Raw genomic sequence first — 25,972 nt, forward strand, 5'->3', positions numbered from 1 at the left:
ATTTCTGAATTTAGTGCAAGTACCAGTTGACCATTCCGCTCATATACGGTACACTGGTTTTGCTTTTTCTTTGTCTTCACAAACTAAGAATAAAGCAACGAGCGAGATTTGGAAACCATTTCGGGCTCCAAACCTCGCTCGTTTTTATGGGCTCTTTTTGCAACGAACCCTGATTTATTGCTGCGTAAGTACCATAGAATAATCACCGTTTTGGTCAATCAGCAAATATCTCGTCTCATCGTATTGGTAGGGCGTAAAGTAATGCTCTGCTGTTTTCTGCTCACCGTACGTATTGGTGTAACTGTGGGTACAGACAACGCTTCCGTCTTCCATTCGCCACACCTCATACATGGAGTATTCTTGCCCCTCGGATGTATAATTGGCGTTCACTGTGCCGTCCCCATTGAATGTGATAGTGTGGGTCCCATCTCCGTCTCCGCCATAATTATTCCGCATGGAAAATGTTGCATCTGTGAGCAGGGTCTCAATGGCGTCACCGCTCATAGGTTCCAGATCGGCGACATACTCTTTGAAGAACTCACGGTCTTCATATGTAAAATATTGCAGCCGCCATTCCATCATCAGATCGGCACTATCTTTGTACTCCCCTAATTCAGCCATCAGGCTTCTTGCCATTGCCACCTCATTCCATGAATCGGATTGAATTAAACCTGTACAATATTGATACGTCGTTTCCTTTGCATTTTCATCCTCTGGCCTAGGGGAATAGACCAATTCCGGCTCCGAGTTGAGGAAGCTGATAGACAATGCGTTTTCTTTTTCTGTCATCACTTCTTCCGGAACAAAGAAACAGGCTTTGCAGGGAAATTCCGGAGCAAGAGGTTGAACGTCGCCGCTGTTCAGCCAACCGTTTGAACTCTCCTTGTAAAACCAGTAGTTCGTCAAGTTAAAATGGTAACCGTCTCCATAATTCAATACCGCCGGCTGGAAAAGAGTACCGCTGGCCTGGGTTTTTCCGGTAAACTTTACAGTGTAGTACACATTTGCGGTCACATAGCCGTCGCTGGGGACAAGGTCGCCGTCTCCATTTGGATTTTCTGCTTGTTCCGTGAAGTCAAAACCTGTAATCGTGATGTCGAACGCACTTGTGGAATAGGGTTCCCCAACCACCAGCAGACCGCTATCGTTCTCCATTGTACCGCTGGAAGCCGCACTTTGCATAGAACTGTCGCCGCTGTCTGATGTGTTTTCATTTCCCCCGCTGCAAGATGCCATGGACATTGTAAGAACTGCGGCAAAAAACAGTGCGAGCGTTTTTCTCATGTAAAGTCCCCCTAATCTTAATAAATTGTCAGTAGCGATACCAGGTAAAGAGATTATAGCCTAAAAATCAAAAAGAGTCAACTATTTCGGGTTTTAGTTCTGCAATCCTGTCCAACAATCTTATACAATGTTCAAGAAAGCAGGACCAAGAGGTGATAATTGTGTACCTACCTGAACTGGGGACAAAGATCAAGCAGTTGCGTACTCAACGGAACATGTCTCAAATCACATTGGCGCAACAGCTCAGAGTTTCCAAATCGGTTATCAGCTCTTATGAAAATAGTGTGCATCTGCCGCCATACGATGTGCTAATTCAGCTGGCACAAATTTTTAGTGTCAGTACAGATTATCTTTTGGGAACGGCAACTCATAAATCAATCAATGTTGATGGGCTAAGTGATACACAAATTGAAGCCATTACAATGATTGTCGAGGAGTTAAAAAGCACGAATAAAGAAAAATAAGGCAGGACGAGTTTTTCTCGCTCTGCCTTGTTTTGCGGATGTTTCCGTTCTCCGTAATTTCATGGTATCTTTAAGGAGTCTGAAAACAGCCGGACCCCTAATAAAAACACGTCCCGGCCGGGGTCTCAGCCCCACCGGGACGTGTCTCTTTTTTGTTTTAATTACAGCAGGATGATGCCGGAGGCGTCGCAGGCCGCCATAGTGTCCTCATCCCACATGGACACCTGGACCTCGCCGATATGGGCCTTCTGCCCATCCGGCCAGGGCCGGATGGGGTCCCGGACAGATTTAAATGCTCGGGCGAAGTAAATTCGCCCTGCGCCAAGGTTTTTGCCGCAGGCAAAAACGCTTGTCTGGGCAAGGCCCAGATCGGCTCTTACAGCAGGATAATCCCCGACGCGTCACAGGCCGCCATAGTGTCCTCGTCCCACATAGACACCTGGACCTCGCCGATATGGGCCTTACCCAGGAGCAGCATGGACAGCCGGGACTGGCCGATGCCGCCGCCCATGGTCAGGGGGAGCTGGCCGTTCAGGAGCATCTTGTGGAAGGGCAGCTCCCGGCGCTCGTCGCAGCCGGCCAGGGTGAGCTGCTTGTCCAGGGACTCAGGGCTCACCCGGATGCCCATAGAGGACAGCTCGATGGCCTGGCCGTTGACGCTGTCCCAGCACAGCAGGTCGCCGTTCAGGTTCCAGTCGTCGTAGTCGGGGGCCCGGCCGTCGTGGGGCTTGCCGGACTTCAGCTTGCCGCCGATGCCCATGAGGAAGGTCACCGGGTGGTCCTTCACAAAGGCATTCTCCCGCTCCTTGGGGCTAAAGTCGGGGTAGCGGTCCTCCAGCTCCTGGGTGGTGACGAAGGTGACCTCCTCCGGGATCTCGGGCAGGACGGACAGCTGGGGAAACACGGAGCGCAGGAAGGCCTGGGTGTCCCGCAGGGCCCCCACAATGGAGCGGACAGTCTCCTTCAGGTACTCTGTGTTCCGGTCCTCCTCGGTGATGATCTTCTCCCAGTCCCACTGGTCCACATAGGCGGAGTGGAGGTTGTCCAGATCCTCGTCCCGGCGGATGGCGTTCATGTCGGTGTACAGGCCCTCGCCCGGGTGGAACTGGTACCGCTTCAGGGCCAGGCGCTTCCACTTGGCCAGGGAGTGGACCACCACGGCGGTGTCGTTCACCCCCCGGATGTCAAAGGACACCGGGCGTTCCACGCCGTTCAGGTCGTCGTTCAGGCCGGAGGAGGCCGCCACGAACAGGGGGGCGGACACCCGGTGGAGGCGCAGGGCCCCGCTGAGCCGGTCCTCGAACAGGCGCTTGAGCAGGCCGATGGCCTTCTGGGTCTCATAGATGCTGAGCAGGGGGGAATACCCCTGGGGGATGGAAGTCTGTCCCATAGTGCAATGCTCCTTTTCTTATCAGATGACCGCAGGGAACCCCGCGGAATTGCAATCACGCAGGGTATTATACTCAATTTTTCGGAAAAAGGCAACGTGAGAACGATAGAATTTCCCGATTTCTCTTGCAGGTTTGTGTCGTTTGTGCTAGAATCCATCTGCCGCGGCACGGCGCGGCCAAACGAAAACGGAAAGAAGGAGAATCATTTTGATGCGTAACTGTGATTCGGTGTCTGGGCGCTGACCGGGAGGTCTGCGCAGTGACAGACGCGGAGCCTCCCGAAAGACATCACATCTTTTAGGAGGAACTTTCCCATGAACCGGGAGAATAAGAGAAGAACATTTGAAAAAGGATACTACAAGACACATCCCTGCCATGACAGCTTCACCTGCCGCGTGTGCGGCCGCCTGGTGGTCCCCGAGGCCGCCGGCAGCGGCCACCGCAACCACTGCCCCAACTGCCTGTCCAGCCTCCATGTGGACGAGGAGCCGGGGGACCGCGCCTCCGACTGCGGGGGCATCATGGACCCCATCGGCGTGTGGGTGCGCCGGGGCGGCGAGTGGGCCGTCATCCACCGGTGCCGCCGGTGCGGCAAGCTCAGCTCCAACCGGACGGCGGCGGACGACAACCCCATGAAGCTCATGTCGGTGGCCCTCCGGCCCCTGGCGGAGCCCCCCTTCCCCCTGGAGCACATTCAGAAGCTCACCGACCTGATGGGCGGAAGCGGCAGCATGGAGGGGTATGTTTGACTTGTTTTTGTCCAGGAGCGCCTGTGGTCTTCACAGGCGCTCCTGATTTTTTGGGAGAAGCCGCCTTTTGCCGGGACGGGCGGCCCAGGTGTGCCGCCCCTACAAATACAGCGCATGTACCTTGAAAAGCCTTCCCCGGGGGAAGGCTTTTCGGGCGACCGCAAGGGTCGCCCCCACGACAAAAACCGGACCGGGAGCGTTGGTTCGGAAACCCAGGCGCGGATCTTGAACCGCAACTCCTTCTAAATTCAGTAAACTCAGCCCCCAGTGGGGCGGCGGGAATTTAGACCAAGCACTCCTGGTTTTGCGCGCCGGAAGGGCCGCACATACAATCAGGAGAGCGCCCCCGTAACGGGGGTCCGGGGGAAAGGCGAATATGAGCGCGAAGCGCTCATCCTGAGCTGTCCCCCGGCGATTCTTTGGTGACTTTCTCATCGCTGAGAAAGTCACTCGCCCCGCAGGGCGAACCCCTGCAAAACGGCGCGCTGAGCCGTGGCCCAGGCCAGCTTCTCTTGCCCCTGTGGGGCAATTCACCTTCTCGCGCCCTACAGAGTACGCAGAACCCTAGGGGGCGGCGGGGGCAAGCCCCGCCCTACGAGATTCGTTCGATCGGAAGCAGCAGATACCGCCCCCTCATCCGCCCCCTTCAGGGGCACCTTCCCCCAAGGGGAAGGTTTGAGAGCGGCCAAAGGCCGCCCAAGAGGGGAAAAAGAACCCCGCCCTTGCCAAGACGGCTCAACTCCTTTATAATGTGATATCATCCCGAACAGGGGAGGAAACTGTGATGAAATTCATATCCTGGAACGTAAACGGCCTGCGGGCCTGTCTGAAGAAGGGGTTTCTGGACTTCTACCAGGGGGAGAAGCCCGATTTCTGCTGTCTGCAGGAGACCAAGATGGAGCAGGGCCAGGCCGACGTGGACCTGGGGGAGGGCATTTTGGAGTTCTGGAACTCCGCCGAGAAGAAGGGCTACTCGGGCACCGCCGTCTTCACCCCCCACAAGCCCCTGGCCGTGGCCTACGGCATGGACAAGGACCAGCACGACCACGAGGGGCGGCTCATCACCCTGGAGTATGAGAGCTTCTATCTGGTGTGCTGCTACACCCCCAACTCCCAGGACGGCCTGAAGCGGCTGGACTACCGCATGGAGTGGGAAGACGACCTGCGGGAGTACCTCATGTCCCTGGATCAGCACAAGCCGGTAATCTACTGTGGGGACCTGAACGTGGCCCACCGGGAGATCGACCTGAAAAATCCCAAGACCAATCGGAACAACGCCGGCTTCACCGACCAGGAGCGGGAGAAGATGACCGCCCTCCTGTCCTCCGGCTTCACCGACTCCTTCCGCTTCCTCTACCCGGACGTGACGGGGGTGTACTCCTGGTGGTCCTATCGCTTCAACGCCCGGAAGAACAACGCGGGGTGGCGCATCGACTACTTCATCGTCTCCGACCGCCTCCAGGACAAAATCAAGCGGGCGGAGATTTTAACCAACGTAGAAGGAAGCGATCATTGCCCCGTGCTGTTGGAGCTGGATCTGTAAGAGGGATTTTGTATGAAACGTGTTTTGATTGCCGGAACGGGGCCCGACCCCCACCACATCTACTCCGGCTGTGTGCTGGCCCTGGAGGCCCTGGGGCTGGAGGCCGTCCAGTCTATGGAGGCGGAGGACCTGGAGGGGTGCTCCGGCCTGATCCTCCCCGGGGGCGTGCCCGACGTGGACCCCGCCCGGTACGGGGAGTCCCTGGCTGGCAGTCTGGATGTCACCCCGGAGCTGGATGAGCAGTACTTTTCCGTCCTGGCCCGGGCGGTGGAGCAGAACCTCCCTGTGCTGGGCATCTGCCGGGGCTGTCAGGTAATCAATGTGTACTTCGGGGGCAGCCTGATCCAGGACCTGGAGACGGCGGACATTCACCGCTTCGACCCGAAGAAAGAGGTGGTCCACGACACCGCCTGTGTCCCGGGCACCTTCGCCTATGACCTGTACGGTGCCCACGCCCCGGTGAACACCAAGCACCACCAGGCCGTCCGCCGGCTGGCCCCGGAGTTTGGAATTGCCCAGCTGTGGTTTGACGATTCCATTCCCCGGGAAACCCAGACGGAGCTGATCGCCCAGGCCCAGGCGGGGACCCTGACGGAGGGCGCCCACCGGTGCGTCATCGAGGGCATCTACCACCGGACCCGGCCCATCTTCGGCCTTCAGTGGCACCCGGAGCTGCTGGTGGACAAGCCGGTGGAGGGTACCGTGGACCCCATGGCGGTGTTCCGCCATTTTGCCTCTCTGCTCTGAGAGCGCACACCACATTTGTCAGGAGGCGGCGGCCATGCCCCAGCATATCACCGTAGTGGACTATGACCCGGACTGGCCCCGGCAGTTTCAGGCCGAGGCGGCCCGAATCCGGGCCGTGCTGGGGGACAACTGCACCGCCATTTACCACATCGGGAGCACCGCCGTCCCCGGTCTGGCGGCCAAGCCCATTCTGGACATCATGCCGGTGGTGGAAAACCTGGAGGCGGTGGACCGGGCCGCCCCGGCCTTTGAGGCGATGGGGTATGAGTATCTGGGGGAGTTCGGCATCCCGGGCCGCCGCTATCTGCGAAAGGGCGGGGATGAGCGGACCCACCAGCTCCACATCTTCGCCCGGACGGACCGGGACAATATCACCCGCCATCTGGCGGTGCGGGACTACCTTCGGGCCCACCGGGAGGCCCGGGAGGAGTACGCCCGCCTGAAGCGGGCACTGGCCCGGCAGTTTCCCTATGACATTGACGGGTACTGCCTGGGAAAAGAGGAATTTGTCCAGGCCCTGGAACAGGCGGCCCTGGAGGAATATATGAATTTTAAGGAGGGAACAGCCATGCGCAGAGCAGACAAGGAAGTGACCCGGCTGGAGGAGCTGGAGGAAATTTTGAAGGCGTGCACCGCGGTGCACATCGGGGCCCAGGACGGGGAGGGGATGTTCGTGGTCCCCATGAACTACGGCTTTCACCTGGAGGGGGACCGGCTGACCCTGTACGTCCACTCCGCCCAGGAGGGGCGGAAGGTGTCCGCCTTCCGGGCCGGGGGGACCGTGGCCTTTGAGATGGACGGCCGACATGCCCTGCGCACGTCGGGCACCGCCTGCGGCCACAGCTACACCTATCAGAGCATCATGGGCTCCGGCCCCATCCGAGAGCTGACCGGCCGGGAGGAGAAGCGCGCCGCCCTGGGCCGCATTATGGAGCACATGACCGGGAGGGGCGGCTGGGACATGCCCGACGCCTCCCTGGACCGCACGGCGGTATTTGCCATTCAGGCGGACCAGTGGACCGGCAAGCGCAATCAGGCGGGCTGAGGGAGGGAGACCGAATGCCGGAGTTTGATCCTAGAAACTACCCCTACCCCTCCCGCCGGAACGCGGTGTACGCCCGCAAGGCCATGGCCTGCACCTCCATCCCCCAGGGAGCCCAGATCGGCCTGGACGTGATGAAGGCGGGGGGCAGCGCGATAGACGCGGCGGTGGCTATGGCCGCCGCCATGCCCCTGCTGGAGCCCACCAGCAACGGCCTGGGCAGCGACTGCTTCGCCCTGGTGTGGGTGGAGAAAGAGAAGAAGCTCTACGGCCTCAACGCCAGCGGCACTGCCCCCGCCGCCCTCAGCGCGGAACGGGTGCGCGCCCTTGGCTTTTCTGAAATGCCCAAGGCCGGGTGGATTCCCACCCTGGTGCCCGGGGCCCCGGCGGGGTGGGCGGAACTGAACCGCCGGTTTGGAACAAAACCCCTCCCGGAGCTGTTCGCCCCCGCCATCCGGAGCGCCCGGGAGGGGGTGCCCGTGGCCGTCAACCTGGAGCCCATGTGGGCGGAGGACTCCCGCCGCATTGGGCAGGCTATGGCGGAAAACCCAGCCCCCCACGCCTACTGGTGGGAGAAGTTCACCAAGAACGGGGAGCCCTACCGGGCGGGGGACATCTTCCGCTGGGAGGAGTACGCCCAGACCCTGGAGGAGCTAGCGGCCACAAACTGCGAGAGCTACTACCGGGGCCCCCTCATGGAGAAGATCGTCGCCTTCAGCCGGGAGACCGGGGGATATTTTACGGAAGACGACTTCCGCTCCTACCGCCCCATATGGGTGGAGCCCATCTCGGTGGACTACAAGGGCTATACCGTCTGTGAGATTCCCCCCAACGGCCACGGCATCACCGTCCTGATGGCCCTGAACATCCTCAAGGACCTGGACCTGTCCCCGGAGCGGGAGCGGGCGGACACCTACCATAAAATCATTGAGTCCATCAAGCTGGCCTTCGCGGACACCAAGACCTATGTGGCCGATCCCCGGTACATGAAGACCCGCGTGGAGGACCTGCTCTCCCAGGACTACGCCGCCCGGCGGCGGGCCCTCATCGGGGAGACCGCCCTTCTGCCCCAGGCGGGGGACCCCTCCTGCGGCGGGACCATCTACCTGTGCACCGCCGACCCAGAGGGGAACATGGTCTCCTTCATCCAGAGCAACTACACCACCTTTGGGGCTGGAGTGGCCATCCCCGGCACCGGCATCTCCCTGCAGAACCGGGGGGCCAACTTCTCCCTGGACCAGGACAGCGACAACTGCCTGGCCGGGGGCAAGCGGTCCTACCACACCATCATCCCCGGCTTTTTGATGAAGGATGGGGCGGCGGTGGGCCCCTTCGGGGTGATGGGGGCCTTCATGCAGCCCCAGGGCCACGTGCAGGTGGTGGTGAACACCGTGGACTACCATCTGAACCCCCAGGCCGCCCTGGACGCCCCCCGGTTCCAGTGGACCGGCGGGAAACACGTCCAGCTGGAGCGGGAGGTGCCCGCCCACATCGCCCAGGAGCTCGCCCACCGGGGGCATGAGGTGGAGATCGTCAACTCCAACCTGCACATGGGGCGGGGGCAGATCATCTGGAAAACGGACAACGGGCTGTATATCGGCGGCACCGAGCCCCGGTGCGATGGGGCCATTGCGGCCTGGTGAGGTTTTGCAGGGGTTTCGCCCTGCGGAGCGAGCTTCTTTCTGGATGCCCAGAAAGAAGCCAAAGAGGCACCAGGGGGTGGGGACAATCGGATTCGGCTCCGCCTCATCCTCCATGATCCCCACCCCCTGGACCCCCATTTGCGGGGGCCCCAATTAGGCCACCTTAGCAATCATCGCAAAGGCGCGGGTAGCTCAGCTGACTGGTTTCCCTTCTATAACCGCTGCCGCTGAGCAACCGGTAACCTTTGGGTATCCCTCCTCCTGGCGGAAAGCGCGCCTTTTGGCATGGTGGGACTCAAATGCGGCTCAGGGCGACGGCGGGCGGGTGAGGACACCCGCCCCTACGGAGCACCTGGAAAGGCATCTGTTTTCGCGTAGGGGCCGGTCCCAGACCGGCCCGCGGGCGCACACTGTGCGCCCCTACGGTTGAAACGGTCTGCCCTCATAACCAGGACCTTTTCCCTCATCCGTCACGGCTTCGCCGTGCCACCTTCCCCTAAAGGGGAAGGCTTTCGGGCGGCCAAAGGCCGCCCCTACGGCGAGAATCGGGCTGGGAGCGTTGGCTCGGCAAACTCAGGCGCAGATGTGGGACCGCAGCAGCTCCCATTTTTCTCCCGCTCAGGCCCCCAGTGGGGCCGGACGGGACCGCACCCAAGCACTCCTGTTTTTGCGCGCCGGAAATGTTCTGCCCACTGCAAGGGGTAACCCCCGTAACGGGGGTCCGGGGGAAAGGCGAATATGGACACGCAGTGTCCATCCTGAGCCGTCCCCCGGCGATCCTTTGGTTTCTTTCCCATCGCTGGGAAAGAAACTCGCCGCCCGCAGGCGGCGAAACTCCCCTGCGTACAACAAATGCAGTCCGAAACCTGCCCCCTCATCCGGCCCCTTCGGGGCCACCTTCCCCCCAGGGGGAAGGCTTAGAAAAGGCAGACGGCGAAATTTCTCTGCGCCCATCCATTTACCAATCACTCATTCAAATATAGAAACCAAAACGACCCCAGAAAGAAGGTATGCACCATGAAAATCGCCCAACTGTTCGGAAAAGGCAAGACCGTTTTCTCCTGCGAAGTATTTCCCCCCAAGAAGACCAGCCCGGTGGACAGCATTTACAAGACTCTGGACGGGCTGAAGGACATTAAACCCGACTTTATCAGCGTCACCTTCGGCGCGGGCGGCTCCAGCAATGTGAACCAGTCCACGGCGGAGATCGCCTCCATCATCCAGAACCAGTACCACATCACCGCCATGGCCCACCTGACCTGCGTGGGCTGCACCAAGGGGGAGGCCACCGAGATCCTGGCCCAGCTGAAAAACAGCGGGGTGGAGAACGTGCTGGCCCTGCGGGGGGACCGGAACCCGGACTTCCCGCCCAAGGAGGATTTTCTTCACGCCGACGAGCTGGTCTCCTTCATCCACCGCCGGGGGGACTTCGGCGTGTCCGCCGCCTGCTACCCCGAGGGACACCCGGAGAGCCCCGACCTGATCACCGACGTGCGCTATTTGAAGCAGAAGGTGGACGCGGGGGCCCAGCACCTGGTGAGCCAGCTGTTCTTTGACAACGACGACTTCTTCCGCTTCCTGGAGCGCTGCCGCATCGCCGGCATCGAGGTGCCCATCGAGGCGGGCATCATGCCCGTGCTGAATAAGAGCTCCATCGAGCGCATGGTCTCCCTGTGCGGGGCCTCCATGCCCCGGAAGCTCACCCGCATCCTGGCCCGGTACGGGGACCACCCCGCCGCCCTGCGGGAGGCCGGCATGGCCTACGCCATCGACCAGATCGCCGACCTGATGGCCGCCGGGGTGGACGGCATCCACCTGTACACCATGAACAACCCCGCCGTGGCCAAGCAGATCAGCGCGAGCATCGCCTCCATCCGAAGCGTTTGATTTTGTGGGGGCGGCATCCCACCGGAGTGCCGTACACCGGCATTCGCGTAGGGCGGGGGCTTGCCCCCGCCGTCCCATCGTGTAGGGGCGGATATCATCCGCCCGCCATGTACAACCCCGACGGCCCGCCCGTCCATTCCCCGATGAAACAGGTGACTTCATGCCCATTTCCCTTACAACCATCAATACCGACGAGGTCCTGCGCTATATGGGCACGCCCCCGGACCAGGCGGGGGCGGACCTGCGGGCGCTGGCGGAGGCCTGCGCCCAAGAGGTGATCTCCGCCGCCCGGCCCCGGTGGGCGTACCGGGTGTTTGACCTGACCCCCGAGGCGGAGGGGGTGCGCCTGGACTGCGGCCTTCTTCTGCCCGGGGAGGACCTGAAGCGGCACCTGAGGGACTGCCGCCGGGCGGCCCTGTTCTGCGCCACCCTGTCCGCCCAGGTGGACGCCCTCATCCGAAGGGCGGAGAGCGGGGACATGCTCCGGGCTCTGGCTCTGGACTGCTGTGCCGCCGCCGCCGTGGAGGAGGTGTGCGACCAGATCGAAGCCGAGCTTCAGGGACAGTTCCCCGGCTGCTTCTTCCCCTTCCGCTTCAGCCCCGGCTACGGGGACCTGCCCCTCACCCTCCAGGGCCCTCTGCTCAACCTGCTGGACGCCCCCCGGAGGGTGGGGCTGTGCGCCAGCAGCACCCATATCTTGACCCCCCGCAAGTCGGTGACCGCCATTCTGGGCATCGCCGACCACCCTATTGAAGCAAACACCCGAAGCTGTGTGGGCTGTCCCGCCCACGACGGCTGCCAGTATCGAAAGTCAGGTGGACACTGTGGAATTTCTTGAACTCTTGCAAACCGGCCGCCCCGTGCTCCTGGACGGGGGCATGGGCACCATGCTCCAGGCCAAGGGCCTGCCCGTAGGGGCCACCCCCGAGCTCACCGCCCTGGAGCACCCGGAGTGGCTGCTGGACATCCACAGGGCCTATGTGGAGGCGGGGGCCCAGATCCTCTACGCCAACACCTTCGGGGCCAACCGGGAGAAGCTCTCCCACTGCGGAAAGACGGTGGAGGAGATCGTCCCCGCCGCCGTGGCCCTGGCCAAGGAGGCCGCCCAGGGGCGCGCCCTGGTGGCCCTGGACATGGGTCCCACGGGGCAGCTGCTGGAGCCCACCGGTATTCTGGACTTTGAGACGGCGGTGGACATTTTCGCCCAGGTCGTCAAGGCCGGGGCCTCCGCCGGGGCCGACCTCATCGTCATTGAGACCATGACCGACCTCCAGGAGGCCCGGGCCGCCCTGCTGGCCGCCAAGGAGAACAGCAATCTCCCGGTGCTGGTGACCATGACCTATGAGGCCACCGGCCGCACCTTCCTGGGGTGCTCCCCCGCCGCCGCCGCTCTCACCCTGGAGGGCATGGGGGCGGACGCCATCGGGGTGAACTGTTCGTTAGGCCCCCGGGAGATGCCCCCCCTGGTGGAGGAGCTCCTCCAGTGGACCACCCTGCCCATCGTACTGAAACCCAACGCCGGCCTGCCCCACCCGGATGGCTCCGGCTATGATATCACGCCCCAGGAATTCGCCCACAGCCTGGCCCAGCTCACCGACCTGGGGGTGCAGGTGTTCGGCGGCTGCTGCGGCACCACGCCGGAGTACATCGCCCTCCTCCGCCAGGCCCTGGAGGGCCGGAGTGTCAAGCAAATCCCCCGGCACGTACCCGCCGCCGTGTGCAGCGGCATGCAGGTGGTCCCCATCGACCGGGTGCGGGTCATCGGCGAGCGCATCAACCCCACGGGGAAGAAGCGCATGAAGGAGGCCCTGAAGGCCGGGGATGTGGACTACATGCTGGGCCAGGCCCTGGAGCAGACCGAGGCCGGGGCGGACATCCTGGACGTGAACGTGGGCCTGCCGGAGATCGACGAGGCCGAGATGATGGTGCGCACCGTGAAGGCCCTCCAGGGGGTCACCGAGGCCCCCCTCCAGCTGGACTCCACCGACCCCAAGGTGCTGGAGGGCGCTTTACGCATCTACTGCGGCAAGGCCATCGTCAACTCGGTGAACGGCGAGGACGCCATCCTGGACGCCATCCTGCCCCTGGTGAAGAAGTACGGGGCGGCGGTAGTGGGCCTCACGCTGGACGGAAACGGCATCCCCAAGACCGTCCAGGCCCGGATGGACATCGCCCGAAAAATTCTGGACAGGGCCCTGTCCTTTGGGCTGCGCAAGGAGGACGTGTACATCGACTGCCTCACCCTCACCGTCTCCGCCGAGCCGGAGGGGGCGGTGCAGACCCTGGAGGGCCTGCGCCGGGTGAAGACCGAGTTGGGCCTCAAGACCGTACTGGGGGTGTCCAACATCTCCTTCGGCCTGCCCGCCCGGCCCCTGGTGAACCAGAACTTCCTCACCATGGCCATGTCCGCCGGGCTGGACCTGCCCATTCTCAACCCCAATGTGGAGGCCATGATGGCGGCGGTGCGGTGCTACCACCTGCTCACCAACGTGGACGAGAACGCCCGGGAGTTTATTGCCGCCTACGGCAATGCCCAGGTGTCCACCTCCATCACCACCACCGGGACCGCCGCCCCCTCCCCTGCCGCCGGCGGAAAGCGGGATCTCACCGAGATCGTCCTCACCGGCTTGAAGGGGGAGGCGGGCCCCGCCACCAAGGCCCTCCTGGAGACCCGGGAGCCCATGGACATTGTGGACAACATCCTCATCCCCGCCCTGGACCGGGTGGGGGCCGACTTTGAGCAGAACAAGGTGTTCCTCCCCCAGCTCATCCAGTCCGCCGGGGCCGCCCAGGCCGCCTTTGAGGTGATCCGGGACACCCTGGCCCAGAAGGACGGGGGGACGGTGAGCCGGGGCACCGTGGTGCTGGCCACCGTCAAGGGGGACATCCACGACATCGGCAAGAACATCGTGAAGGTGCTGCTGGAAAACTACGGCTACACGGTCATTGACCTGGGCCGGGACGTGGACCCCGCCGCCGTGGTGGAGGCCGCCCGGAAGCATGAGGCCCCCCTGGTGGGCCTGTCCGCTCTGATGACCACCACCCTGAAGAGCATGGCGGAGACCATCGCCCAGCTCCACTCGGCCAGCCTCCCCTGCAAGATCATGGTGGGGGGCGCGGTGCTCACCCCCGACTACGCCCAGGAGATCCACGCGGACTTCTACGCCAAGGACGCCAAGGAGAGCGTGGACATCGCCAAGCGGGTCATTGGATGATCCCGCCGGTCCGGCGCGGGGGCGGCCTCCCCCCCTGCCCCTATATTTCAGCACAAAGCCCCTGTCCGAAGCGTGCGCTTCGGACAGGGGCTTTTCTGATGTATGTCCGCCCAGTACAGACCGGGCTCATTCAACCTCCGGACAGCATGTACCGGTCGGCCACCGGCAGATTCAAATCCTCCGCCGTCAGGTCCCGGGTATAGGGGTTGACCAGCTCGTTCAATGTGGGGAGAATATCCTCCGCCTCATAGACAAAGCACCACTTGGAGGCCCCCACGACACCATCTCCCCGTCCGGTCAGAGCGCCCTGCCTCACATCGGCCGAGAGGTCCAGCTGCAAGGCCTGTTCGGCAAAGTAAAGCATATCGGTGGCCGTTAGATCCGTTTTTACATAGGTCTGGAAGATCTCCAGGAAGGACTGCATCTTGGTGAGGGAGTTCCAAGAGAGCACCTTCTCGGCCAGAGCCAGCAGCAGCTGGCGCTGCATCTCCGCGCGGCCGGTGTCGGTGTAGCCGGAACCGTCATTGTTGTGCCGGAACCGGACCACCTCCAGCGCCTGGCTGCCGGTGAGGTGATGCTGCCCGGCGGTATAGTGGATATGCAGTTCCTCGCCGGGGGTGGGGTCATCGTAGTTCATGTCCTCGGGAATGTACAGATCCACCCCCTCCAGCTCGTCCACAAGGGCCACAAAGCCCTTGGGATCTACCAGAATATAGTAATCAATGGGGATGCCGAAGGTGTCCTGGATCTCCTGCTTCAGAGTGTCTGAGCCGGAACCATAGAAGGCGGCATTGATCTTGCAGTATTTGGACCAGGTGCGCTGAACCGCCGTGTCCCTGGGGATGGAGACCATACCCACCTTCTGGTTGACCGTGTCGTACTGGGCCACGATGATGGTGTCAGTATTGCTCCCGTCCACATCCTTGCCCAGGAGGACGAAGTTATACACCCCGTCCCTGCGCACCAGGGCGTTGGGGTCCTCCGGGTCCGCTACAGGGAGGGCCGCATCCCCCGTGTCCGGGGCCGTCGTCTCCGACTGGGGAATGGTGGGAGGCTGCACCAGCAGCTCGTGGGCGATATAAAGTCCCACCACAATGGCGGAACAGATCACCAGAAATACGTACAGCTTGAACAGGATGCCGTGGCGGCGCTTCGGCCTGCGCCGGGGCGGGGCCTGCTGCACCCGGCGTCCGCCGGCGGCGCTCCGGCCGGAGCGGCGGTAGGCGCGTGACTCCTCTCTTGTACGGGAATCGACCAAGGCCGGCTCCCTCCTCTCCAAAAAATGAGATGATACGGTCCCAGTATAGCTAATCCGCCGCCGTTCGGCAAGAGGGGCGGGGCGATATTCAAAAATTCTTAACCAATTTTCGGGGCTGGAGCACCCCCACGGGGCGGGAATGGACCGTTCCCGGCGCTGGACGGGAGGGGCAGACGCCTTGACGGCGGCGGGGCACACCCCCCGCCCCACATGACAGCCCCCTAGGACGGGCGGCCGCATGGGGCCGTCCCTGCGGCGTACCCGAAAACGTGTTTGCTCTTTTGTAGGGCCCGATGTCCCTATCGGGCCGTTTCGGGCGACTGATAGCCGCCCCTGCAGGAGGATCACTGCCTGCGGCGGGCGGGTGAGGACACCTGCCCCTGCGGAGTATCAGGAAACGCGTCTGTCTCTGCGTAGGGGCCGGTCCCAGACCGGCCCGCGGGCGCACACTGTGCGCCCCTACGGTTGAAACGGCCCGCTCTCATAATCCCATCCGCCTGGCCTACGGCCAGCCCCCCTACCCCTGGTTTCTTTCCCATCGCTGGGAAAGAAACTCGCCGCCCGCAGGCGGCGAAATTCCCCCTGCGAAAAGAGCCATCCAGCGGCCCGATGAGGGCATCGGGCCCTACAAAAAAGCGTTCTATTATTGCCCCCTCATCCGTCACGGCTTCGCCGTGCCACCTTCCCCCCGAGGGGAAGGCTTTTGAGGAGGTCCCCTCATCCGCCCCCTTGACAAGGGGAGTCGGTCCCCGTGGGGACGGCTTTGGAGGCGGCCCGGTGTGCCGCCCCTGCGGCGGAAACCGACCTTCTGGAGAGGAATGGGGGAATCGCCTCTCCCCCTCTTTTCCCGCTTTTCAATTTCCAGCTTTTGTGCTAGACTAAGCGTGAGATTTTGTTTCAGCGCGACAAGAAAGGCGGGACCGAGCCATGCATGAAAAGCAGATCCGAACCATCACCGCTCTGGTGGCCGACGCCCTGGCGGAGCAGAAGCTCCCCTTCGCCAAGGACCGAAAGGCCGCCCTGGAGCTGCTGCGCACCCCCGGCTGGGCGGAGGAGCTCTCCCAGCTGCTGCCCATCCGCCGCCGTCTGGAGTGCGGGGAGGTGCTGGAGGTGTGCACCCCCATCCTGCCCAAGCTCTCCCCGGTGCCCGAGGAGGGCTGGCTGGCCTTCTGCTACCGGTATGTGCGCTCTATTTTGTACCCGGAGGGGGATTTTGCCCCCGACGCCGCGGAGTATGAGGACGGCGCCCGGTTTTATCTCACCGTCCTCCAGGTGCTCCTGGACCAGGAGCGGAAGCTGCTCCCCTTCGATCCCCTGGTAGACTTCCAGTTCCTCACTCCCGAGGAGTACGAGAGCTGCGACTGCGGCCGGGAGTATGAGCGCTTCCTCCGCCACTTTCGCACCGAGTATGTCTACGAGCTCATGCGCCTGGGCCAGGAGGTCACCCCCTTCCGCACGCTGGGCCACATCGCCGGGGTCCACTACATCGCCATGACCGCCGCCCGGGGACTCCAGGCCGCCGGGGTGGACATCGACCTGGCCCTCATCTCCGGGGCCGCCGCCGCCCACGACATCGGCAAGTACGGCTGCCGCCCCGGGGAGCGGGTGCCCTACCTCCACTACTACTACACCGACCAGTGGCTGCTGGAGCGGAACATGGGCAATATCAGCCACATCGCAGCCAACCACTCCACCTGGGACCTGGAGCTGGAGTCCCTGTCGGTGGAGTCCCTGTGCCTCATCTACGCCGACTTCCGCTCCAAGCAGGACCGGGACGAGAAGGGGCAGGAGATCACCGTCCTCTACCCCCTGGACCAGTCCTTCCAGGTGATTTTGTCCAAGCTGGACAACGTGGACAGCAGCAAGCGCCGCCGGTACGAGTTCGTCTACGGCAAGCTCCACGACTTTGAGGACTACATGCGCTCCCTGGGAGTGGATGTGGACCTGACCGGCCGGCCGGGCACTCCCGCTCCCCACAAGGACCCCGCCCTCATGGGCCCCGACGAGACGGTGGAGGGCCTGGTCCTCCTGTCCGTGGGACACAACATCCGCATGATGCACATGCTCTCCAACGAGCGCAAGTTCGGCAACATCATCGAGGCCGCCCGCTCCACCAAGGACTGGAAGCAGCTGCGGGCCTATCTGAACGTCTTCCAGGAGTACTTCACCTACCTGTCGGTGCGCCAGAAGACCCAGGCCCTCTCCTTCCTCTATGAGCTGCTGGTCCACCGGGAGGGCGACATCCGCCGCCAGGCGGCCTACCTCATCGGCCGGATCATCGCCCTGTTCCACCTGGTCTACCGCAAGGAGCTCCCCGACGACGTGAAGAGCGACCCGGCGGCGGAGGTGCCCTTCACCCTGTGGGAGCAGTACCTGGACATGATCATCTACCCCGACCACAAGACCACCCAGCAGCAGCGCAGCCACATCAGCTACACCCTGAAGCTGGTGGTGGACGCCATGCTGGAGAATGCCCGCCCGGCGGACATCCCCCGCTTTGTGGGGGCCTTCCTGCGCTACTTCGACCGGCCGGAGGACAAGGACGAGGACACCGCCTTCACCCTGCTGGACGCGGCCCGGTACCTGCCCGCCCAGTATTTTACGCCGGAGATGCGGGGCCGGGTCATCGAGTTTGCCGGCCACTGGGCCCAGTCCCGGAACCCCCGGATGGAGACCGCCGCCCTCCAGTTCCTGCGCTCGGCGGAGCGCTCCCTCCGGCGGGAGGACCCCCAGCTCAAGCGGATTGTGGAGCTGGCCCGGTCCGTCCCCCCCAGCAGCCTGACCATCACCTTCCTCCAGTACCGCATCCTCCTCCGGGCCGGGGAGGACGTGAGCTACCACAAGCACGTCCTCTACGACCAGGATATCACCAGCGAGGTGTTTCTGGACAACCTGAAAAACGCCACCCACTGGGGGGTGAAGTCGGTGGGCGTGGAGCTCCTCCGGGACCAGGTGGAGCACGGCATGATGGAGCACATCCTCCACATCTGCACCCACTTCTCCAACCTCATCAAGGTGTCCGAGCGGGTGGTGGTCCGCCACGACGCCGGCGCCGCCCTGGTTCGCATCCTGCCCCTGCTGCGCCGGGACCAGCGCAACGAGGTGGTGGTGGAGCTGGGCAAGGGCCTGGAGATGGGCCAGTACGAGATCTCCAAGTACATCCCCCAGTACCTGGGCCAGGCCGCCCTGTACCTGTACCCCAGCGAACTGGATGAGCAGGTGCTGTGGCTGAAGACCCTGCTGGGCTCCCCCAACGACTCGGCGGTGTCCGGGGCCCTGAACACCATCGGTGTGCTCCTCCAGCACTACCCCGCCTACCGGGAGCGGTTCTCCCAGTCCAGCCAGAGCTATGAGGACCGGCGGCAGGAGCTGCTGGGCCTCCTCCTCCAGGGGCTGGCCCACTACCGCCCCGCCGTGCGTCAGGAGGCCCTGCTGGTCACCGGCAACCTGCTCTTTGAGAGCAACATCCTCCCCATGGAGGAGAAGGCCCACCTGTTCGCCCTGAGCTACCGCAAGCTCCTGTTCCTGGTGGAGGAGGCCGCCGTCCAGGACGACACCATGACCTTCTTCTACCGGGCGGCCGCCCTGGCCGACATCAACCGGTTCATCTCCCTGTGGCGGCTGGACCACGGCCCCTTCTCCTTCCTGCGGCCCCAGAAGATCGCCTTCTTCCCCGGCACCTTCGACCCCTTCACCCTGTCCCACAAGGGCATTGTCCACGCCATCCGGGACCTGGGCTTTGAGGTCTATCTGGCGGTGGACGAGTTCTCCTGGTCCAAGAAGGCCCAGCCCCACCTGGTCCGCCGGCAGATCGTCAACCTGTCCATCGCCGGGGACTTCCATGTGCACCTGTTCCCTGACGAGATCCCGGTGAACATCGCCAACCCCGCAGATCTCAAACGCCTGCGGGAGCTCTTCCCCTATCAGGAGGTGTACCTGGTGGCGGGCAGCGACGTGGTGGCCCACGCCTCCTCCTATCAGGACCCGCCCCGGGACTGGTCCATCCACTCCATGAATCACATCATCTTCCGCCGGGCGGGGGAGGCCCCCCTCCCCGACGACCTGCCCATCACCGGCAAGGTCATCCAGCTCCAGCTGCCCCCCCATCTGGAGGACATCAGCTCCACCCGCATCCGGGAGAATGTGGACCTGAACCGGGACATCTCCAACCTCATCGACCCGGTGATCCAGGACTTCATCTATCAAAACGGCCTGTACCTCCGGGACAGCCAGGACAAGCCCATGGTCAACCCCACCACCCTCACCTTCCAGTGGATCGACCAGCCCGACCAGCGGCTGGTGGAGGACCTGACCGCCGGCCGCCCCGACCGGGAGGCCATCCGCACCGGCATCCGCCAGGGCCGGGACCGGATCGTGCTGCTGCGCTCCAGCCAGGAGGGCAAGCTGCTGGGCTTTGTGAGCTTCCGCTACCTGTCCGCCACCCAGCTCTTCGGCGCCCTGCGGGACACCGGCCTGGCCAACCGCATCCGCCTGCGCTCGGCGGGGACCACCCTGCTTATCACCGCGGCGGCGGCGGACACCTCCGACCCCCTGCGGGACTATCTGCACCTGCTGTTCACCGAGGTGCTGGCCCAGGCCCTCACCGACGACTGCATCTACGGGGTGTACCGCCCCTACGGCGCGCCCCCGGATGAGGCCCTCTCCGACGTGCTGGCCCGCCAGGGCTTCCTCCACCGGGAGGCGGACTTCAACCTGTGGGAGGTGGACATGAGCGCCCCCACCGTGCTCATCCAGAACCTGGAGACCACCATTCAGGAGCCCCTGTGCCGCAACCCCAAGGTGCTCGCCGCCATTCAGCGGGGCCACAAGCGGCTCCAGCTGGCCCTCACCAAGCTGTACCCCCGCTTCCTGGTGCTCACCCTGTCCTCGGACATCATCCACCAGCGGCTGCTGGAGATGATTACCAATTACAACGAGGTGCCCTCCGTCCCCACCACCCCCCGGAAATTGGGGAAAAATATGTGCGTCCCCTATGGGAAAATGCTCCGGGGCAAGATCGTCCCCAACACGGTGACCAAGACCATCCACACCGACAAGGTGTTTACCCCCGACCTGTCCGAGAGCTCCATGGAGGCCTTCCCCAACTACTCCCCCATCCCCAGCCAGATCCGGATGATCAAGTCCTTCAACCGGCCGGTCATCCTGGTGGACGACATCATGCACCCCGGCTTCCGCATTCAGGCCCTGGACCCCATCCTCCGGGAGGAGAATGTGGACATCCGCATGGTGCTGGTGGGCCTGCTGTCCGGCCACGGCCGGGACCTGATGGACGCCCAGGGGCGGCCGGTGGACGCGGTGTACTACCTGCCCCGGCTGCGGGAGTGGTTCGTGGAATCCACTCTCTATCCCTTCATCGGCGGCAACACCGTCCGGCGGTCCGCGCCGCCGGTGCCCGGCCTGCTGCCCGGCATCAACCACATCCTCCCCTACGCCTCCCCCTCCTTCCGGGGGGAGTGCAGCGAGGAGGCGGTGTTCGAGCTCTCCCGGGTCTGCCTGGAGTCCGCCCGGGACGTGATCTTCACCCTGGAGCAGGAGTACCGGGCCCTGTACGGCCGGAACTTGACCCTCAGCCGCCTGCCCGAGGCCATTATCCTGCCCCTGTGCCCTGACAAGGGCACCTGCCTGGCCTATGATCCCACCCTGGCCGCGTCGGTGTACCTGGAAAACGACCTGGAGCAGCTGATGCGGACCCATTCCGCGCTTTGAGCCTGCGGGGGATTTCGCCGCCGTTTCTTTCAAAGCTGCGGGTGAGGGGCACTCCAAAGCTTTCCCCCTTGGGGAGAAGGTGCCCCCGAAGGGGCCGGATGAGGGGACTCCCCCCAAAAGCCTTCCCCCTAGGGGGGAAGGTGGCTGGCCGTCAGGCCAGACGGATGAGGGGGCGATGATAGAGCAGTTTCGTTTCTTGCAGGGAGGTTTCGCCGCCTGCGGGCGGCGAGTGACTTTGCCCACGGCGGCAAAGTAACCAAAACGCCGCCGGGGACGGCTCCAGAGGAGCACCGTTCCGGTGCTCCTAGTCGCCCACCCTATCCCCTCTGTCGCTACGCGACATCTCCCCCTGTCAGGGGGAGTCGGCCCCGGACCCCCATTTACGGGGGTTACCCCTTGAGGTTGGCAGAATCCTTCCGGCGCACAAAATCAGGAGTGCTTGGGTGCCATTCCGTCCGGCCCCACTGGGGGCCTGAGCGGGAAGAAAATTGGGACTGGTGCGGTTTCGCTTCTGCGCCTGCCGTCTCCGAACCAACGCTCCCGGTCTGTTGTCCGCCGTAGGGGCGCACAGTGTGCGCCCGCGGGCCGGTCAGGGACCGGCCCCTACGAGAGAAATGGAACCGTCCCTGTATCCGTGTAGGGGCGGGTGTCCTCACCCGCCCGCTGATTCCCTGAGCCAAACTTGAGCCCCACCCGTCCAAAAGGCGCGCTCGCTGCCGGGGCGGCGAAATCCCCTCTCCGTGAACAAACACAATCTCCGGATGATTCGCCAACGAAAACACAACGAGGTGTTATAATATGTTCTATTATTACAAAAAGGACGAAAAAATCCTGGCCTCCCAGCGGGGGGACCTGCCCTACGCCAAGGGAGAGCCCATCCCCGGCGCCCCCATCTATTACCTGGTGGAGGGCGACCCGGTGCTGGGCCGGGGCTCCTTCAAGGTGAACCACCCGGGCCAGCTGAAGGCCCCCCACGGCCTGGAGGTGCTGGACGCCTCCCGCCTGCCGGAGTTCCCTCTGGACGGCCCTCTGTCCGCCGCCCTGGAGGCGGGACAGCTCACCGCCGTGAACACCGGCCGGGCGGGCTGGGAGTCCATCCTGTCCGCCGCCCCCAGCACCGGGAAAAAGCGGCTGAACATCCTTGCCATCGGGGATGTGGGCTCCACCCTGCTCACCGGGCTCAAGCTGCTGGGGGGCGACGTGCTCTCCTCCATCGGCATCTGCGACGTGAGCGACCAGGTCACCGCCCGGTGGGAGTTTGAAATGGGGCAGATCAACCTGCCCTGGGACTACAACGCCTTCCCGGACGTGGAGGTGGTCCCGGCGGAAAAACTCTTTGACTGCGACGTGTTCGTGTTCGTGGCCTCCCGGGGCATCCCCCCGGTGGGCTCCAAGGTGAAGGACGTGCGCATGGCCCAGTTTGAGACCAACGCCGCTATTGTGAAGCAGTACGCCAAAATGGCCCGGGCGGCCCATTTCCAGGGCCTGTGGTGCGCCGTGTCCGACCCGGTGGACCCCCTGGCTAAGACCGCCTATCTGGAGAGCAACAAGGATGAGAACGGAAATTGGGACGGCAGGGGCCTGCGGCCCGAGCAGGTCCAGGGCTTCGGCCTGGGGGTGATGAACGCCCGGGCGGCCTACTACGCCAAGCGGGACGAGAAGCTGTCCTCCTTCCTCACCGAGGGCCGGTCCTTCGGCCCCCACGGCACCGGCCTTTGGATCGCCAACTCCATCGACCACTACGACGAGGCCGTCTCCCAGGAGCTGACCCAGAAGACCGTCACCGCCAATCTGTGGATGCGGGAGCTGGGCTTCAAGCCCTACGTGGCCCCCGCCCTGTCCTCCGGAGCCCTGTCCATCCTGCTCACCCTCCGGGGGGAGTGGCACTGCGGGTCGGTGTTCCTGGACGGTATCTTTATGGGGGTCAAGAACCGCTATACCCCCGCCGGGGTGGAGACCGAGCTGCTGCCCCGTATCCCCGATCAGCTCTTTGGGCATATTCAGGAGGCGGCGGAGGAATTGAAGCGCGTTTTGTGAGCGGAGCGCCGGATACTTCCGCGGCCTGTTGAGAATTTTTATGGTTTCAGGGCCCACCCTCATCCATCTGACCTTCGGCCGTACCCCCTCCCCCTTTTTCCGACGGGGAGAAGGCTTGCGGGCGGCCCGGTGTGCCGCCCCTACGGATCTCATCCGCCTCGCTTTGCTCGGCACCTTTCCCTAAAGGGGAAGGCTTGCGGGCGGCCAAAGGCCTCCCCTACGGCGGAAAACGGACCGGGCACGTTAGTTCGGAGGCGGCAGGCGCAGAAGCGGAACCGCACCAGCCCCAATTTTCTTCCCGCTCAGGCCCCCAGTGGGGCCGGACGGAACCGCGCTCAAGCACTCCTGATTTTGCGCGCCGGAAATGTTCTGCTCACTTCAAGGGGTAACCCCCGTATTAGGGGTCCGGGGCCGACTCCCCCTGTCAGGGGGAGATGTCGCGTAGCGACAGAGGGGATAGGGTGGGCGACTAGGAGCACCGGAACGGTGCTCCTCTGGAGCCGTCCCCGGCGGCGTTTTGGTGACTTTGCCGCCGCAGGCAAAGTCACTCGCCGCCCGCAGGCGGCGAAATTCCCCTGCGAAAAGAGCCATCCAGCGGCCCGATGAGGGCATCGGGCCCTACAAAAAAGCGTTCTATCATCGCCCCCTCATCCGTCACGGCTTCGCCGTGCCACCTCCCCCCAAGGGGAAGGCTTTTAAGGGGAGCCCCCTCATCCGCCCCCTTCGGGGGCACCTGTCCCTATCCCCTCTGTCGCTACGCGACATCATCCCTACCCCTTTTGGCCTACGGCCATTTCCCCCTGATAGGGGGAATCGGCCCCTTGACAAGGGGAGTCGGCCCCCAGGGGGAAGCTTTGGAGCGCCTTTTACCCCGGGCTTTGAAAGGAACGGCAGCCCCCCTGTCAAAAAAGAAACGAAGGTGTCACCCATGTCCCTGACTGTATACTACCCCTCCCTGGGCGATCCGGCGCAGCAGGCCCGCCTGGACCGGGTGCTCTCCCAGGCCCTGGCGGGCCGGGAGGTCCAGATAATCCGCCGGGCGGAGGACCTGGACCGGCGCAGATTTCCCCGGATTTTATTTGCCCTGCCCCTGGACGAGGCGGGGCAGAACTTCGAATATTTTCGCATGCTGGCCCGCCTGCGCCGGGAGGCAAACCTGCTGGAGGGCTGCACCGGCGGCCTGATTGTGGACGGGCCGGGTGAGCTCTACACCAAGTCCACGGCGGCCGAGCTGGCCCTGGCCATGAACCAGGCGGGGTGCGCCCTGGTGGGCCGTCCCCTGGTGGAGGCCACCGGCTCCCTGGCCAACTTCCGCATCCAGGCCAAAAACCTGGGCACCGACCTAGTGGGGGCCTATGAGGCCGCCGCCCGGGAGCTGGCCGACCAGGCGGAGACCTTCGTGTTCCCCACCCGGGAGCGGCCCAATCTGCTGGCCCTCCACGCCTCCAGCCACCACACCTCCAACACCATGGCCCTGTGGGGGGAGCTCCAGAAGCGCCTGTCCCCCCGGTGGCAGGTGGAGGAGATCGGCCTGCGCAACGGCACTCTTTCCGACTGCTCCGGCTGCCCTTACACCATGTGCCTCCACTTCGGCGAGCGGGGGGGCTGCTTCTACGGCGGCGTCATGTCCGAGGAGGTCTACCCCGCCGTGCGGAGGGCGGACGCCCTCATCCTCATGTGCCCCAACTACAACGACGCCCTGTCCGCCAACCTCACCGCCTTCATCAACCGCCTCACCGCCCTGTTCCGGCAGACCCGGTTTTACGACAAGGCGGTGTTCGCCCTGGTGGTGTCCGGCTACTCGGGCAGCGACACCGTGGCCCGGCAGCTGATCTCCGCCCTGAACATGAACAAGTCCTTCTACCTCCCGCCCCGGTTCGCCCTGCTGGAGACTGCCAACGCCCCCGGCGAGGCCCTCTCCGCCCCCGGCATCCAGGACCGCCTGGACCGGTTCGCCGCCGGAATGGAGGGGCTGTTTGCAGAGGACAAAAATTGACAAAAAATCGGGCCTTCCCCAGCGGGGAGGGCCCATTCTTTTCATTGTCCATAAAAAACGTGCTGACCGCTCGGCTGGTACCCAAACGGTCAGCATAATTTTTGTGCTCACTTGCGTTGAGGGCTAACCGTCACAGCGGCGCTCTTCATTTTCATTATACCATCCCTCCCAGGTTTGTCAACCGCCGGGAGGGCGTTTTGTTTTTCTCAGTCCTGCTCCCAGTGGCGGGTGCTGTGCACCCCCAGCCGCCGGTGGTAGGCCGTCACAATGGCCTCAATTTTCTGCATACACGCCGGGTCGTCCAGCTCCGGGTCCTCCAGAATGGCGTAGATCTCCGCCAGCGCCTCCTCCGCTTGGGTGTGCGCCTCCGCCTGGAGCCGCTCCGGCGGCAGGGCGGACAGGTACTCCTCCACCAGCTTCCCCAGAGCGGCGTGGCGGAGGGCGGTGGGGATAGGGTTTTGTTCACAGTGGTACAAGGTCCTCGCTCCTTTCCAAGCGGCAGTGTTCCAGTGCATAGTCCAAAAAAATACCGATCAACTCATTTCGGCTGTGCCCAGTCTCCTGGGCGATCTCATCCATGCGGTCCACCATTTCATTCCGGAGGCGCACCGAAAATGTCCGGTATCCGTCGTCTCCCTTAGGCCGTTTGGGTCGGATCACCAATTCGTTGTCAAGCCGCATGGAATCACCTCCTGGTTAACCATAGTTTAAAACCGTAGGATGGTAAGAAGCTATGCTCACATTCCTGTTATTTTTTCTGTGCATCCTGTGGTGATGATATCACGGGGGACCGCATTTATTGACATTCAGTAAAGGTCATTCCAAATAAAACGCAGGCAAAGCGGGCGGGTCTGGGTCCCTACGTATATTTGCGTTTATTTCGTAGGGGCGGCACACCGGGCCGCCCGGGAACGGCCCGATGGGGGCATCGGGCCCTACAAAAGATAAACGCACCTTCGGATACGCCGTAGGGACGGGTGCCCTCACCC

At 63.4% G+C, this 25,972-nt stretch carries 17 protein-coding genes; 12 read left to right on the forward strand and 5 right to left on the reverse strand.

The genetic code is table 11. From position 1 onward, the window contains the following. Positions 1 to 174: 174 nt before the first annotated feature. Positions 175 to 1,284, reverse strand: a complete 1,110-nt coding sequence (locus H6B31_RS12930) for a hypothetical protein (protein ID WP_204898894.1) — start codon at positions 1,282 to 1,284, stop codon at positions 175 to 177. 161 nt (positions 1,285 to 1,445) lie between these two features. Between H6B31_RS12930 and H6B31_RS12935 the strand changes: the two genes are divergently transcribed. Beyond that, positions 1,446 to 1,748: a helix-turn-helix domain-containing protein gene (locus H6B31_RS12935; RefSeq protein ID WP_346014080.1), complete on the forward strand. Its 303-nt coding sequence runs from the start codon at positions 1,446 to 1,448 to the stop codon at positions 1,746 to 1,748. A 376-nt stretch (positions 1,749 to 2,124) separates the two neighbouring features. On the opposite strand, the gene asnA is transcribed toward H6B31_RS12935, so the two are convergent. After that, the gene (gene asnA / locus H6B31_RS12940; RefSeq protein WP_204898896.1) at positions 2,125 to 3,138 is read right to left on the reverse strand and encodes an aspartate--ammonia ligase; all 1,014 of its coding nucleotides are present in this window, start codon (positions 3,136 to 3,138) and stop codon (positions 2,125 to 2,127) included. A gap of 315 nt (positions 3,139 to 3,453) precedes the next feature. Here asnA and H6B31_RS12945 point away from each other — a divergent pair, with 315 nt between their 5' ends. The 8 genes from H6B31_RS12945 to H6B31_RS12985 all read left to right on the forward strand — a co-directional run bounded on the left by H6B31_RS12945 (position 3,454) and on the right by H6B31_RS12985 (position 13,965). After that, complete coding sequence (locus tag H6B31_RS12945; RefSeq protein WP_204898897.1) at positions 3,454 to 3,888, forward strand: RNHCP domain-containing protein; 435 nt, start codon at positions 3,454 to 3,456, stop codon at positions 3,886 to 3,888. Positions 3,889 to 4,672: 784 nt separating this feature from the next. After that, the gene (locus tag H6B31_RS12950) at positions 4,673 to 5,431 is read left to right on the forward strand and encodes an exodeoxyribonuclease III (RefSeq protein ID WP_204898898.1); all 759 of its coding nucleotides are present in this window, start codon (positions 4,673 to 4,675) and stop codon (positions 5,429 to 5,431) included. A gap of 12 nt (positions 5,432 to 5,443) precedes the next feature. Next, the gene (locus tag H6B31_RS12955; protein WP_204898899.1) at positions 5,444 to 6,178 is read left to right on the forward strand and encodes a gamma-glutamyl-gamma-aminobutyrate hydrolase family protein; all 735 of its coding nucleotides are present in this window, start codon (positions 5,444 to 5,446) and stop codon (positions 6,176 to 6,178) included. 34 nt (positions 6,179 to 6,212) lie between these two features. Next, positions 6,213 to 7,223 carry a GrpB family protein gene (locus H6B31_RS17730; protein WP_346014082.1) on the forward strand — a complete coding sequence of 337 codons (1,011 nt, stop codon included), beginning with the start codon at positions 6,213 to 6,215 and terminating at the stop codon, positions 7,221 to 7,223. 14 nt (positions 7,224 to 7,237) lie between these two features. Further along, entirely contained in the window at positions 7,238 to 8,863 is a 1,626-nt protein-coding gene (locus tag H6B31_RS12970; RefSeq protein WP_204898900.1) for a gamma-glutamyltransferase family protein, read from the forward strand. A 1,017-nt stretch (positions 8,864 to 9,880) separates the two neighbouring features. After that, the gene (gene metF / locus H6B31_RS12975; RefSeq protein WP_204898901.1) at positions 9,881 to 10,750 is read left to right on the forward strand and encodes a methylenetetrahydrofolate reductase [NAD(P)H]; all 870 of its coding nucleotides are present in this window, start codon (positions 9,881 to 9,883) and stop codon (positions 10,748 to 10,750) included. A 160-nt stretch (positions 10,751 to 10,910) separates the two neighbouring features. Next, positions 10,911 to 11,588 (forward strand): methionine synthase, encoded by a 678-nt coding sequence (locus H6B31_RS12980; protein WP_204898902.1) that lies wholly within the window; start codon positions 10,911 to 10,913, stop codon positions 11,586 to 11,588. After that, positions 11,575 to 13,965 carry a homocysteine S-methyltransferase family protein gene (locus H6B31_RS12985; protein ID WP_430691906.1) on the forward strand — a complete coding sequence of 797 codons (2,391 nt, stop codon included), beginning with the start codon at positions 11,575 to 11,577 and terminating at the stop codon, positions 13,963 to 13,965. Before H6B31_RS12980 ends, H6B31_RS12985 begins: the two co-directional genes overlap by 14 nt. A 130-nt stretch (positions 13,966 to 14,095) precedes the next feature. On the opposite strand, the gene H6B31_RS12990 is transcribed toward H6B31_RS12985, so the two are convergent. Continuing rightward, complete coding sequence (locus H6B31_RS12990; RefSeq protein WP_243419049.1) at positions 14,096 to 15,223, reverse strand: LCP family protein; 1,128 nt, start codon at positions 15,221 to 15,223, stop codon at positions 14,096 to 14,098. Between the two features lie 927 nt (positions 15,224 to 16,150). On the opposite strand from H6B31_RS12990, the gene H6B31_RS12995 reads away from it, so the two are divergent. The 3 genes from H6B31_RS12995 (at position 16,151) to H6B31_RS13005 (ending at position 24,983) form a co-directional block, all read left to right on the forward strand. Continuing rightward, positions 16,151 to 20,950, forward strand: a complete 4,800-nt coding sequence (locus H6B31_RS12995) for a cytidyltransferase-related domain protein (RefSeq protein ID WP_204898905.1) — start codon at positions 16,151 to 16,153, stop codon at positions 20,948 to 20,950. Positions 20,951 to 21,748: 798 nt separating this feature from the next. Then, entirely contained in the window at positions 21,749 to 22,987 is a 1,239-nt protein-coding gene (locus tag H6B31_RS13000) for a Rossmann-fold NAD(P)-binding domain-containing protein (RefSeq protein ID WP_204898906.1), read from the forward strand. A gap of 928 nt (positions 22,988 to 23,915) precedes the next feature. After that, on the forward strand, positions 23,916 to 24,983 hold the full coding sequence (locus H6B31_RS13005) for a flavodoxin family protein (protein ID WP_204898907.1): 1,068 nt from the start codon (positions 23,916 to 23,918) through the stop codon (positions 24,981 to 24,983). Positions 24,984 to 25,189: 206 nt separating this feature from the next. Here H6B31_RS13005 and H6B31_RS13010 read toward each other — a convergent pair whose 3' ends face one another. After that, positions 25,190 to 25,459, reverse strand: a complete 270-nt coding sequence (locus H6B31_RS13010; RefSeq protein WP_204898908.1) for a hypothetical protein — start codon at positions 25,457 to 25,459, stop codon at positions 25,190 to 25,192. Continuing rightward, a complete protein-coding gene (locus H6B31_RS13015) occupies positions 25,446 to 25,664 on the reverse strand; it encodes a ribbon-helix-helix domain-containing protein (protein WP_087291722.1) in 219 nt (72 codons plus the stop codon). The genes H6B31_RS13010 and H6B31_RS13015 overlap by 14 nt, the downstream gene beginning before the upstream one ends. Positions 25,665 to 25,972: the final 308 nt, after the last annotated feature.

Origin of the sequence: Pseudoflavonifractor capillosus, assembly GCF_016899775.1 — a bacterium.
GTDB lineage: Bacteria > Bacillota > Clostridia > Oscillospirales > Oscillospiraceae > Lawsonibacter.